9 protein-coding genes are annotated in these 13470 nt (G+C 63.1%); 5 read left to right on the top strand and 4 right to left on the bottom strand.

Going from position 1 to position 13470, the window contains the following annotated elements; translation table 11 throughout:
* Window positions 1-13: 13 nt before the first annotated feature.
* Together BLM15_RS30570 and BLM15_RS30565 are read right to left on the bottom strand one after the other, a co-directional pair.
* Entirely contained in the window at window positions 14-1801 is a 1788-nt protein-coding gene (locus BLM15_RS30570) for a thiamine pyrophosphate-requiring protein (protein ID WP_126116674.1), read from the bottom strand.
* 37 nt (window positions 1802-1838) lie between these two features.
* Complete coding sequence (locus BLM15_RS30565) at window positions 1839-2078, bottom strand: DUF2171 domain-containing protein (protein WP_126116673.1); 240 nt, start codon at window positions 2076-2078, stop codon at window positions 1839-1841.
* A 116-nt stretch (window positions 2079-2194) separates the two neighbouring features.
* On the opposite strand from BLM15_RS30565, the gene BLM15_RS31535 reads away from it, so the two are divergent.
* The 3 genes from BLM15_RS31535 to glgX (BLM15_RS30555) are packed head-to-tail and all read left to right on the top strand — an operon-like array spanning window position 2195 to window position 7044.
* The gene (locus BLM15_RS31535; protein ID WP_164547738.1) at window positions 2195-2485 is read left to right on the top strand and encodes a hypothetical protein; all 291 of its coding nucleotides are present in this window, start codon (window positions 2195-2197) and stop codon (window positions 2483-2485) included.
* Between the two features lie 54 nt (window positions 2486-2539).
* Window positions 2540-5008, top strand: a complete 2469-nt coding sequence (locus tag BLM15_RS30560) for a glycogen/starch/alpha-glucan phosphorylase (protein WP_236846830.1) — start codon at window positions 2540-2542, stop codon at window positions 5006-5008.
* Window positions 5009-5031: 23 nt separating this feature from the next.
* Window positions 5032-7044, top strand: coding sequence for a glycogen debranching protein GlgX (gene glgX, locus BLM15_RS30555; RefSeq protein WP_126116671.1), 2013 nt, complete (start codon window positions 5032-5034; stop codon window positions 7042-7044).
* Here glgX (BLM15_RS30555) and glgX (BLM15_RS30550) read toward each other — a convergent pair.
* Window positions 7007-9085 carry a glycogen debranching protein GlgX gene (glgX, locus tag BLM15_RS30550; protein WP_126116670.1) on the bottom strand — a complete coding sequence of 693 codons (2079 nt, stop codon included), beginning with the start codon at window positions 9083-9085 and terminating at the stop codon, window positions 7007-7009. The genes glgX (BLM15_RS30555) and glgX (BLM15_RS30550) overlap by 38 nt on opposite strands.
* A 195-nt stretch (window positions 9086-9280) precedes the next feature.
* Here glgX (BLM15_RS30550) and glgA point away from each other — a divergent pair, with 195 nt between their 5' ends.
* Entirely contained in the window at window positions 9281-10813 is a 1533-nt protein-coding gene (glgA, locus tag BLM15_RS30545) for a glycogen synthase GlgA (protein WP_126116669.1), read from the top strand.
* 75 nt (window positions 10814-10888) lie between these two features.
* On the opposite strand, the gene BLM15_RS30540 is transcribed toward glgA, so the two are convergent.
* Window positions 10889-11170 carry a DUF2934 domain-containing protein gene (locus BLM15_RS30540; protein WP_126116668.1) on the bottom strand — a complete coding sequence of 94 codons (282 nt, stop codon included), beginning with the start codon at window positions 11168-11170 and terminating at the stop codon, window positions 10889-10891.
* Window positions 11171-11354: 184 nt separating this feature from the next.
* Between BLM15_RS30540 and malQ the strand changes: the two genes are divergently transcribed.
* Window positions 11355-13403, top strand: a complete 2049-nt coding sequence (gene malQ, locus BLM15_RS30535; protein ID WP_126116667.1) for a 4-alpha-glucanotransferase — start codon at window positions 11355-11357, stop codon at window positions 13401-13403.
* Window positions 13404-13470: the final 67 nt, after the last annotated feature.

The raw sequence follows: 13470 nt of genomic DNA, 5'->3' as shown, positions 1-13470 counted from the left end.
TGCTTATGCTTGCTCAGTTTTGCCCGGGCAAAAAGGTACTGAGGACGGAACGGGCTGTTTTGGCGAGCACACTGCTGGCGGCGGGATCGCCCGCGACGAGCGCACCAGCAAAACCGCGCGCTTGTTCGAAGGTGATGTGCGACGGCAGCGGTGGGATGTCGGGATCAGTGACCATGTCGAGGACGAAGGGCTGCCGTGCTGCCAAAGCCCGGTCCCAGGCTGGGCCAACCTGTGCCGGGTCGGTGACGCGCTCACCATCGATCCCCATCAGCCTCGCGATCTCCGCATAAGGCAGATCCGGCAAGTGCTGGCTGCTTGGCCATTTAGGATCGCCCGCCTGGATGCGCTCTTCCCATGTCACATAGGCAAGCTCGCGATTGTTGAGCACCATGACGATCAGTCTGGGGTCGCTCCAGCCCTGCCAATATCTCGCAATGGTGACGAGTTCGCCAAGGCCATTCATCTGCATGGCGCCGTCGCCAACGAGCGCGATCACCGGTCTGTCAGGGTAAGCGAACTTCGCGGCGATCGCATAGGGTACGGCGCAGCCCATGGTGGCGAGCGTGCCCGACACCGAGCCCATCATGCCGGCACGGAAGCGCAGATTGCGTGCATACCAGACCGTGGTCGTGCCGCTGTCTGCGGTGACAATGCTCGCTTCGGGCAGGCGCGAGGACAATTCCCGCACAACATGCTGGGGATTGATCGGGTCGGCCTCGACTTCGGCGAGCGCCGTGAGCTCTTCCCAGGACTTGCGGGCGTTCTCCTCGATCTGCGCGCGCCAATCCGGTGCCGACTTCTGCTCGAGGAGGGGGAGAAGCGCCGTCAGCGTTGCCGCCGCATCTCCAAGCAGGTTGGCTTCCATGGGGTAACGCAGGCCGAGCATGCCAGCGTCGAGGTCGATCTGGACACCGCGCGCCTGTCCGACCTCGGGCAGGAATTCGGCATAGGGAAAGCCAGATCCCACCATTAACAACGTGTCGCAGCCCTGCATCATCTCCCAGCTCGCGCGGGTGCCGAGCAGGCCGATCGAGCCGGTGCAGAAAGCGACGTCGTCGGGCACCGCTGCCTTGCCGAGCAATGATTTCGCGATGCCGGCCTGAAGCCGTTCTGCCACCGCTAGCACCTGATCCGTGGCGCCAAGCGCTCCGGCACCAACCAGCATTGCGACCCGTTCGCCGGAATTCAGGATATCTGCGGCGCGCTGCAATGCTGCCTCACCCGGAACAGGCGTCGGCATCTCGATACCGACACCGGAGAAAGTCATGCTGTGTTTCCGTCCAGGCAGACGCATCTCCTGTGTCTGCAGGTCATTTGGCAGGATTACGCAGGTGACGCGCCGTTCTGCCTTGGCGATGCGGTATGCCCGGTCAATCAGATGGGGCACCTGCTCCGCCACTGATGCCGTCTCGACATAGGCTCCGGCGACGTCCTTGAACAGGCTCTGCAGATCGAGGTCCTGCTGGTAATGCGCGCCCATGGCGGTACGGGCTTGCTGCCCGACCAGCGCCAACACGGGACGATGGTCAAGGCGCGCGTCGTAAAGACCGTTCAGGACGTGGACTGCGCCAGGCCCGGATGTCGCAATGCAGACGCCGACTTCGTTGGTGAAGCGGCTTTCGCCAGACGCCATCAGCGCTGCCATTTCCTCATGCCGAGCTTGGATGAACGAAATCCGGTTCTCGTGTCGCTGCAGCGCCGCGATCAGCCCGCCAATTCCATCGCCCGGGTAGCCATAAACGCGGCGCACGCCCCAATCGTGCAGGCGATTCCAGATGAAGTCGGCGACGCTGTCGGCCATCACAGTCTCCTGATCGTTCGCTCATCTGCGCGAGGGCCTATTCGCTCTCTTCCGACCAGCGCTGCCTGGCATCGTCGCCGGTGACGAGCAGTTTAATGGTGTCGCCTTCGATCGCGCTGATAAGCCCAATGTCGAGATAGTGGTGAGTACCGCCCGAGGCGGGATCGTTCTTCTTCAACTTGAGCAGCTGGCCGGCGAGGGCGTCGACCGTGCCGACATGATCCTCGTCGGAACCGACCACCTCGAGCCCTTCGCGTATTTGATCGACATGCATCATCTGAGCGTCCTCCGGTCCTGTCAGCACCGCGCGGCTATCCGAAGTGGGAACGAGGCGCCGGTGGGGATGTTCCAGCTCACGCAAGAACCGGTTTAGCTGAGATGTTCGCGGACGGAATGTTGAGGAGGCTGGCGACCGGCATAGTCGCGATCAATCTCGTCGATCAGCTGGTCGATGTCGCGGTCGATAGCTCGCAGGACTGCATTGTTCGTCTCTCGAACGCCCCGATGGGGCCGCCGGTCGCACGGCCTGCCGCAGCGCCGGCGGAGTTTGGCGCGAGCCAGCCACACGACGAGACCCATGCCGGGGATCGCGAGCAGCCGCTTGCGCTGCCTCAGCTGATCCGCAAATTAGGGCGTGCGACAGCCTCAACGCTCACCCTTGGCGATCGTGCCTTCATCTCCTAGGCTCGCACTCGGCAACCAGCGCCGATACCTGTCATCGGCAGAGGAACCACGCGGTTGAACGATTCAGATGATAAGCTGAAGGGCGCCGTCCACTTCGAGCCGGACGATCAGGTTGATCGACTCAAGGCCGAGATTCTGCGCAAGCTGACCTATTCGCTCGGAAAGAATCCGGCTGCCGCCCTGCCGCATGATTGGCTGACAGCCAGCATCCTTGCGGCGCGAGATCACGCGATCGACATCTGGCAGGCGAGTACCAAGAAGAGTTACGCGACGGGCCGCAAGCGCGTCTATTACCTCTCGCTCGAATTCCTGATCGGTCGGTCGCTCGCCGACACACTCAATAATCTTGGCCTCACGGAGCCGATGACTCGCGCCATGCGCGAGCTTGGCGTCGATCTGTCGGAAATCGAGACGATCGAGCCTGATGCGGCGCTCGGCAATGGCGGCCTTGGCCGCTTGGCAGCCTGCTATATGGAGGCGATGGCCTCGACCGGCGTTCCGGCGCTCGGCTACGGTATCCGCTACGATCACGGCCTGTTTAAACAGGGGGTCGAGAACGGCCGACAGATCGAGCGACCGGAAGACTGGTTATCGTTCCGCAACCCCTGGGAATTTGAGCGGCGCGAGGCGTCCTATCGCATTGGATTTGGCGGCTCGCTGGCAGCCAATGGGCCGGATCAGGTCGCTTGGACGCCAGAAGAGACTGTTTTTGCGGTCGCCTATGACACGCCAATCATTGGTTGGCGCGGCCGAGATTCGACCACTTTGCGTCTTTGGCGCGCGCGGGCGATGCATCCGCTGTCGCTTGATGCCTTCAATAAGGGCGACCTTGTTGGCGCCGTCGCCGAGCGTAATCGCGCCGAGGCAATCTCCAAGGTCCTCTATCCCAATGATTCGACGCCCGCCGGGCAGGAATTGCGCTTGAGGCAGGAGTTCTTTTTCACTTCGGCATCGCTGCAGGATCTGGTGCACCGGCATCATCGACAGTTCGGAAGCCTCGATAACCTTGCTGAAAAGGCGGCAATACAGCTCAACGATACCCATCCCTCGCTCGCTGTTGCCGAGCTGATGCGGCTCTTGCTCGACGAGCACAAGCTGGGGTGGGAGAAAGCCTGGGAGATTACGACTGCGACGATCTCCTACACCAACCACACCCTGCTTCCCGAAGCGCTCGAGACTTGGCCCCTCACGCTGGTCGAGCGTCTGCTGCCGAGGCACATGCAGATCATTTTTGGCATCAACGCCCGCTTCCTCGACGCGGTGCGCCGCAGCACGCCAGACGCGGACCTGGCTAGTCTCTCGCTCATCGACGAACACCATGGCCGGCGCGTGCGCATGGCCCATCTCGCCTTCGTCGGCTCGCACACCGTAAACGGTGTCTCGGCGCTCCATTCCAACCTGATGAAGGAAACCGTTTTCGCCCCGCTGCACCGGACATTCCCGGCGAAGATCACCAACGTCACCAACGGGATCACGCCAAGACGCTGGCTCTTCAACGCCAATCCCGGGCTGACGCAGCTGCTGCAGGAGGTTTGCGGCGAAGCGGTCGCGGACGATATCGAGCGGATCCGACAGTTGGGCGGCCATGCCGACGATGCGGGCTTGCAGGAGCGACTGTCCGCCATCCGTCGCGAGAACAAGCTTAGGCTGGCGAAAATCATCCAGCGGGATTGCGCCGTCGTCGTCGATACCGAGGCTCTCTTCGACGTGCAGATCAAGCGCATTCATGAATACAAGCGCCAGCTGCTCAATATCCTTGAGACGATCGCGCTCTACAATGCCATCCGAACCGAGCCCTATCGCGACTGGGCACCCCGCGTGAAGATCTTCGCTGGCAAGGCGGCCTCGAACTACACGACGGCCAAATCCATCATCAATCTCATCAATGACGTCGCCACCGTGGTGAACAACGATATCACGACGCGCGACCGGCTGAAGGTCGTGTTCTTGCCGAACTACAATGTCAGCCTTGCCGAGTTGATCATTCCTGCAGCCGATCTGTCCGAGCAGATTTCGACTGCAGGCATGGAGGCGTCCGGAACCGGCAATATGAAGTTCGCCCTGAACGGGGCGATCACCATAGGCACGCTCGATGGCGCCAATATCGAGATTGGCGAGCGCGTCGGCGCAGACAATATCGTGATCTTCGGCATGAACGCCGACGAGGTGGAGATTGCGAAGCGCAATCCGCAACCGAGCGCGGAGGTGATCCGCGCGACGCCGCACCTCGAAAGCGTGCTCGATGCCGTCGCCGGCGGCGCCTATTCGCCGGGAGAGCGCGACCGATATGCGGCGCTCGTCGAGGGCTTGCGCCTCAACGACTGGTTCATGGTGCTGCGCGATTTCGAGAGCTACCATCAGGCGCAGCGGCGCGTCGATGCGCTCTGGGCCGATCGCGCGCGCTGGTGGCGCATGTCCGCCATCAACACCGCCCATTGCGCCTGGTTCAGTGCAGACCGGGCGATCGGCGAATATGCCGATCGCATCTGGCACGTGCCGGCAGGCCAGGCGGCGCGAGCCTGACCGTGCCCTCTGGCCGTCAGTCGATGCCTCGAGTGCGGGCCGAACTGATCCCCTGCCCGCTGCCGCCCCGCCTCGGCGCGACGGTGACGGCAGGCGGCGTGTCTATCGCCGTGTTCTCGCAGAACGGCGAGCGCGTACTGGTCTCGCTCTTCGACGAAGCCGGCGAGAACGAGATCGCCCGCTTGCCACTGCCCTGCCGTAGCGGCGATATCCACCACGGGCTGTTGCCCGGGGTCGGGGCCGGCCTGCGCTATGGTCTGCGCGTCGAAGGTCCGTGGCAGCCTGATCGCGGCCATCGTTTTGATCCGGCGAAGCTTCTGGTTGATCCCTATGCCAAGGCCGTTGACCGGCCCTTTCGCTGGCATCCGCGGCTGGCACTGCTTGGCAGTGACACAGTGGATCTCGTTCCACGCTGCCTCGTGACAGCAGAGAGGGAGCCGCTGACGCTTGAGCCGACGCAGCCGAGCTTCATCTACGAGATCGCGACGAAGGCGTTCAGCATGCGCCACCCAGCGATACCGGAGAAGCTGCGCGGTACGCTTGCCGCGCTGACCGAGCCTCTCATTGTCGATTATCTGCAGCGCCTTGGCGTGAGCCATGTCGAGCTGATGCCGATCGCGCCGTGGATGGACGAGCGTCATCTGCCACCGCTCGGGCTGAGCAATGCCTGGGGCTATAACCCGGTCAATTTCTTTGCACTCGATCCGCGCCTCGCACCCGACGGCGCCGATGGGCTGCGCCGGCTGTGCGCGATCTATGCCGAGGCCGGGATCGGCGTGATCCTCGACATCGTTCTCAACCATACCGCAGAAAGCGACGAATTCGGCGCGACGGTCTCGCTGCGCGGGCTCGACAACGCCGTCTATTATCGCCATGCGCAGGACGATCCCGGGCGGCTCGTCAACGACACAGGTTGCGGCAATACGCTGGCGCTGGACCGTGCACCAGTCGTGCGCTTGGCGATGGATGCGCTGCGGTACTGGCGCAGCCTCGGCGTCGCCGGTTTCCGTTTCGATCTCGCGACGGTGATGGGTCGAACTGCGCGCGGATACAGCGCCGATGCGCCGCTTCTGGCAGCAATCCTCCAGGAGCCCGACCTCTCGCAGTCCGTCTTGATCGCGGAGCCCTGGGACGTCGGCCCCGGCGGCTACCGGCTTGGCGAGTTCCCTTTTCCCTTCGCCGAATGGAACGGGCGCTTTCGCGATGACGTCCGCCGCTTCTGGCGCGGCGATTCCGGTTTGGCCGGGTCACTCGCCACGAGGCTGGCCGGCTCGTCGGACCTGTTCTCAGCAAGGCATCGCGGCCCGTGCGCGAGCATCAATTTCCTCGCCGCGCATGACGGTTTTACCCTCGCCGATCTCGTCAGCTACTCCGCTAAGCACAACGAAGCCAATGGCGAGGCCAATCGCGACGGCGATAATGACAGCCACAGTTGGAACAACGGCGTCGAGGGCTGGACTGATGATGTAGAACCGATGGCGGCCCGTCGCCGCGATGTCCGGGCGCTGCTCGCAACGCTCTTCCTGTCGCGTGGCGTTCCGATGCTGACGGCCGGCGATGAGTTCGGCCGCACGCAGGCCGGCAACAACAACGCCTATGCCCAGGACAATGAGACGACCTGGCTCGATTGGGCGAATGCCGATGAAGAGTTGAAAGTCTTCGTCGCTGGCCTTGCTCGGCTTCGCCGCGAACTGTTTTTGCTGACAGAGAACAGCTTTTTCAACGGCAAGGGGGATCCACCGGGTGCGCAATGGCTCAAGCCGGACGGTACCGCGATTGGCAGCGATGAATGGCAGAGTCTCGACGCCTTCTGCCTGCTCCTGCGTGACCGGGTCAGCACCGTGCTGATCGCGATCAATCATGGCGATAGCTGCCTCACGCTCGCGCCGGCAGGGGACGGCTGGAGCCGCCTGCTCTGCTCAGCCGAAGGCGCAGGCGATCTTCCCCCTCGGAGTGTCAATCTGTGGCGACATGGCCGAAAAGCCGAAGCGCCACCGGCTACATCAGCACGATCAGCGAGCGCGGCGAGAGCGTGATCTCCTGATCGGCCTTGAGCCCCTTGCGACCTTCGTCCGAGTTTGGGCCGGTCTCGGTATCCAGCACCACGGACCAGGAGCCCGACTTCACGCGCGGCGGGATCTTGAAGACGACCTCGCCGTCGAAGGCGTTGAACAACATGAGCGCCTCGTCGCCGCCGACATCGACATCGGGCATATGCATCAGGAGACCGATCGCCAGCAGGCCAGGGTCGTCCCAGTGCTCTTCTTCCTGCTCGCCACCGGCGGGATTGATCCAGCGCAGCAGGCAGCCGTCGCGGAACGAGGCACGGCGGAAGATCGGATGCTCAGCTCGCAACTGCAGGACGCGCCTCACAAAGTCGGCAAGCTTCTTGTCCCGTGCGCCGATCTCCTCCCAGCGCATCCAGGCCGTCTCGTTGTCCTGCGCGTAGACATTGTTGTTGCCGTGGTTGGAATGACCATGCTCGTCACCGGCGAGCAGCATTGGCGTGCCATGTGAAAGGAGCAGCGTTGCGAGCATGTTGCGCTTCTGGCGCTGGCGGACGGCTATAATACCAGGATCATCGGTTGGACCTTCCGCGCCATGGTTGAACGACAGGTTGTGACCGTGGCCGTCCTCGTTGTTCTCGCCATTCGCCTGGTTGTGCTTGTCGTTGTAGGAGACAAGATCGTTGAGCGTGAAGCCGTCATGGGCAGTGATGAAATTGACGGTCGCCCATGGCCTCCGCCCGCGCTGGTCGTAGACGTCGCCCGAGCCGGTGATGCGCGCCGCAAGGTCGCGGATGATACCTTCCTCGCCTTTCCAATAGGCGCGGATGGTATCGCGGTATTTGTCGTTCCACTCTGCCCACCCTGGCGGAAAGCCGCCGACCTGGTAGCCGCCCGGGCCGATGTCCCAGGGCTCGCCGACGAGCTTGACCTTGCGCAGCACCGGATCTTGTCCCACCGCATCGAAGAAGCCGCCGCGGGGATCGAAACCATGCGGCTCGCGGCCGAGAATGGTGCCGAGATCAAAGCGGAAGCCGTCGACCTCCATCACCTCGACCCAGTAGCGCAGCGAATCCATCACCAGCTGCAGCACGCGTGGATGACTTGTGTTGACGGTGTTCCCGGTGCCGGTGTCGTTGATATAGTAGCGCGGCTCCTCGGGCATGGTCCGGTAATAGGAGAAATTGTCGATGCCCTTGAAGGAGAGCGTCGGCCCAAGTTCGTTGCCTTCCGCCGTATGATTGTAGACGACGTCGAGGATGACCTCGAGACCGGCGTCATGAAAGGTCCGGACCATCTCGCGGAACGAGGCAAGACCCGTCTTGCCTTCATAGCGTTGCATCGGCGCAAAAAAGCCGATGCTGTTGTAACCCCAATAGTTCGAAAGATCCTTCGAGACGAGATGGTGATCATCGAGATAAGCGTGGACCGGCAACAGCTCGATCGAGGTGACGCCGAGGCTGCGGATGTAGTCGACCACCTTTTCGTGCCGGAGGCCATCGAAGGTGCCGCGTTCGGATTCCGACAGGGCCGGATGCAGCCGGGTCAAACCGCGGACATGGGCCTCGTAGAAGACGGTTCGGTCCCAAGGCACGAGCGGCTTTGCCGGCGGGTGCGGATCGGCCTTCCAGTCGCAGACGACGCATTTGGGCATGAAGGGCGCACTGTCGAGCTCGCTGAAGCCCAGATCGCGATCCTCAATCCCATTCAAGTCGTAGCCGTAATGCGCTTCGTTCCAGCCGAGCGTTCCGGCGAACTCCCGTGCATAGGGATCGAGCAGGAGTTTGTGCGGGTTGAAGCGATGCCCCTCTTCCGGCGCAAAGCGGCCATGCACCCGGTAGCCATAGCGCTGGCCGGGCCCGATTCCCGGCAGATAGCAGTGAAAGATCTCGTCGGTATATTCTGGAAGGGTTATTCGCGCCGTCTCGATCCTAGCGGTGTCATCGAAGAGACATAGCTCGACGCGGTCGGCGTAGGCCGAGAATAACGCGAAATTAGTGCCCTCCCCATCGAAATTCGCCCCGAGCTCGACTGGGGAGCCGGGCCTCACTTCGATCTGATCTTGCGACATGCCGTGATTCGCCCCTGGCGTTCGAGCTGATGATTGGCGCTCGCGGCCGGCCATTCGCCGCGCCGTGAAAAGTGGAACGTAGCTGGGAGCCGCCAGTTCCAGCTCGGCCCCTAGTTTGCATGAGAATCTTGGAGGTTGGGGTGGAACTCGCGACCGAGCTGGCGGTTGCCGGTTCGCAGGTCTGGGAACCGAGCAATGACTGACATCCTCAAGCTCCCCGAAACGATAAATTCCTCCTCAACCTCGGCGCATGCGTTACATTATGCTCACGCCGTCAAAGACGATCCGCACGAGGCGCCGGCACCGATTTCGGCAGCGACGAAGCTGCTCTTCGTCACTTCCGAGATGAGCGATTTCATCAAGGCCGGCGGGCTCGGCGAGGTTTCTACGGCGCTGCCGCGCCAGATGCGCTCCTACTGCGATGTCCGGATCCTGATCCCCGGCTTCCGTCAGGTCCGCGCGGCCAAGCCGGTCATGGAGGTGGTGCGCCAGATGCCGGGAACGGCCGACCTGCCGCCATGGTCGCTCGGCCGCTTCGCCACAGCCGACGGCCTGACAATCTACGCTGTCCTTTGCGATGAGCTCTACGACCGTCCAGGCTCACCTTATGGTCCGTTTGGCGGCAGCGACTTTGCCGACAACGATATCCGGTTCGCGCGCCTCTCACTCGCGGCAGCGGAAATCGCGGCAGGAGAGGCCGATCCAAACTGGAGGCCGGACATCCTTCATATCAACGACTGGCCGTCCGGGCTGGCCGCCGGCTATCTGCGGTGGAAGAATGTATCCACGCCGGCAATCCTCACCATCCACAACCTCGCCTATCAGGGCTTGTTCGAGCCCGCGCGAATGGCGGCTCTCGGGATTCCGCACCACGCCTTCAGCGTCGAAGGCGCCGAATTCCACGGCAGGCTGTCGTTCCTGAAGGCAGGCATTTTCTACGGCTCTCACGTCACCACAGTCAGCGAGACTTACGCCAGGGAGATCACCACACCCGAGCATGGCTGCGGCTTTGAAGGCCTGCTCAAGAGCAGGATGGCCGCAGGGCTCCTGACCGGCATCGTCAACGGAATCGATGCGAGCTGGGACACCCTGATCGAAGGCGGGGCAACGACCGAGCATGTCATTCGGCAGTGGAAGCGCCGCAATGCGACGGCCATCCGGAAGGCCTTCGCACTGCCCAATTCGGGCGGACCGCTCTTTTCGATCATCTCCCGTCTGGTCCATCAAAAGGGCATCGATCTTTCCATCGAGGCTGCCGAGACAATCGTCGCCGCGGGCGGGCAACTCGTTGTAACGGGTCAGGGGGAATCGCGCCTGGAGGATGCAGTCGCGCATTTGGCCAAACGCTATCCGCATGCCGTTGCCGCGAGGATTGGCTTCGACGATGCAGAGGCGCGGCGCCTGTTCGCAGCAAGCGATTTCTTGCTGATGCCGTCGCGCTTCGAGCCCTGCGGACTAAGCCAGATGTATGCGCAAAGGGCCGGTGCCCTCCCGATAGCGTCCCGCACAGGCGGGCTCGTCGACACCATCGAAGACGGTATCTCGGGCTTCCTTTTTTCGTCATTGACGGGGCCGGGCTTGTCCGCGGCGATAGGGCGCGCGCTTCAGGCTTACCGCTCAAAACGCGCCTTCAAACTGATGCGCGGACAGGCGATGTCCAGGCGCTTTGACTGGCGCCGCCCCGGTTACCGCTACGCATCCGTCTACGCCAAGGCGCTCGGAGCCTAAAGCATATCGTAGTCACTGGCACGTTAAACAGCTATGAGACAATAGTGGCGGGCTCCATGGCCCGCCGATACCTTGTCATGGCGCCTTCTTGGCCCTGCTTTTGCTTCCAGCCGGCTTGTCAGCCGCCTCTTTCTTGCTCCGCCCTGTCGTTGCCGGCGCACGCTTCGCCTTGCCATGATCTACATCGCCGGCCGCGACCCGTTCTTCCGCGAGCCGCCAATGGTCGGACTCGCGACCTTCCGGGCGGCCTTCGGCCTCCCAGATCGCATAGGCTGTATCCTGCACGAGTTTTTCGCGGCTCATCGGCTGTCTCCCGGCTGCATCAGGCGCTGCAAACAACCGCCACAGGCTGCTCATGTTCCACGCGGGCGCGCCTGATGGACTTCATCGGAGGCGGAGCGGGAACCATGACCATTTCAGCCGCGTTGCGACACCGGCGACGGGCTCTCGAAGTTCGCCAGATCGGTCGGTGACAAAACCGTCCCGTGCTGTCCGGCACTGAGGACCCCATGATAACCAATTCCACGCGGCTTAGCGACATATGACTGAACAGAGCCTTCGAGAATTGTCGATACGTGCCGGCGTTGCGCCCCACTGGACAGATCAAACCGGCGCGATCCGGCAGGTGTCAGCCGACAGTTTGCGCGCGATTCTTGCAGCGATCGGACTACCGGCGAATACCGATGCCGCCATCCGCGAGGCGTTTGTGACCATCGAAATGCAAGACGCCGGAGCCGGCTCCCGATTTGTCGTTGCCCGCGCGGGGCATCCGGTCGAACTGCCCCTCCCGCACCGGGCCAAAGGCGCCGTCGAAGTCACGCTTGAACGTGGCGCGCGGCGCGTTGTATCGCCCCTCGAAGGCAATCGCGACAGGCTGACCCTGCCGACCTTCGCAGAGCCCGGCTACCATACCGTTCATCTGACCGACGGCGATATCACCGTCGCTGTGGCGCCGCCCAGCTGCGTAACCTTTGCCGAGCTCGGCGGAGGATCGACTGGGTGGGGGCTCGCCGCCCAGATCTATTCGCTGCGCAGCGAAGACGATGGCGGCATCGGCAATTTTGCCGGCGTCGCCGCACTCGGCCGTGCGGCAGCCGCGCGCGGGGCGGATGCTTTGGCGATCAGCCCCGTACACGCATTGTACGGGTCCTTGCCGGATCAGTTCAGCCCGTACTCTCCTTCGACCCGCCTCTTCTACAACCCGCTTCACGCCGATCCGGCGGCCGCGCTGCCGGAAGGGTTCATCAGGGACGTTATCGCGCAAACTGGACTCGCCGGCGAGATGGCGCGCCTGTCGGCCCTGTCGGTGATCGAGTGGCGGCAAGCGACGCCATTGCGGCGGAGGCTATTGAATGCGTTGTTCAAAGCTTTTCGGGAGTCAACCGCCGCGACGACGGCACGCCAGGATTTCGAACATTTCGCGGCTGAGGCATCGCCCTTGCTTCGCGACCATGCGGTCTTCGAGCTGCTGCATGCCGAGCAGTGCGAGCAAGTTCCTTCGGCGTTGCACTGGCGCGACTGGCCGGTCTGCTATCGCGATGCCGCGAGCGCGGAGGTCGCCGCCTTCGCCGCGAACCATGCTGAGGCGATCGACCATCAGGTTTTCCTGCAGTGGCTAACGGCGCGCTCCTATGCTCAGGCTCAGCAAGCCTGCCGGGACGCCGGCATGAAGGTCGGCCTCATCGCCGATCTCGCCATCGGCATGGACGGTGCCGGCAGCCATGCCTGGAGCCGGCCTGGCGATGTCCTGATCGGGCTGACGATCGGCGCACCGCCTGATTATTATGCCGCCAATGGCCAGGACTGGGGCCTGACCACGTTTTCGCCGCTCGGGCTGGCGGCAAGCGGCTATGCGCCGTTCATTGAGACGTTGCGGGCTAGCCTGCGCCATGTCGGTGGCATTCGCATCGACCATGTCATGGGCATGAATCGCCTCTGGCTGATTCCCGAGGGCGCCGGAGCGCTCGACGGCGCCTATGTCACCTTTCCGCAGGAGACGCTGTTTCGCCTGATCGCGCTTGAATCCTGGCGGCACCGTGCCATCGTCATTGGTGAGGATCTTGGCACTTTACCCTACGGCTTTCGCGAGCAGCTGAACGAGCAAGGCATCGCCGGGATGCGTGTTCTCCGTTTTGAGCGCACACAGCATGGCTATGTGCCGCCGGGTAATTGGGATGCTCAAGCAATTGCCATGACCAGCACGCATGATCTGGTGCCGACAGCCGGATGGTGGGCGGGCTCAGATCTCGATCGGCACGGCGGCGAGGCCGATCCTCATGGCGTTCGCGATTGGGATCGTGGCGTGCTTTGGGGAGCCTTCCAGGATGCGGGGATCGTTCATGGCGAACGGCCGGCACCTGACGATACCGATCCGGTCGTCGATGCGGCCGTGCGGTATGTCGCGGCGACGCCCTGCGCTTTGAAGATTGTGCCGATCGAGGACGCACTCGGCGTCCGAACACAGCCGAATGTCCCTGGCACCACGGTCGAGAAGCCGAACTGGCGTCACCGGCTTGCCGGGGATGCCGCCGACCTGCTCGATTACCCCGGCGTTGGCCCCAGGCTCGGTCAGCTGGCCCGGCGCAGCTGACACTGTGCCTCGACTTCGATGGCGTCCGGTCCGTTCCAGGCCGGCGGCGATCCACCGGCCACCCGCT

Source organism: Bosea sp. Tri-49 (genome assembly GCF_003952665.1).
GTDB lineage: Bacteria > Pseudomonadota > Alphaproteobacteria > Rhizobiales > Beijerinckiaceae > Allobosea.
Note: the sequence above shows the minus strand (reverse complement) of the source record. Positions and strands in the feature narration are given on the sequence as shown.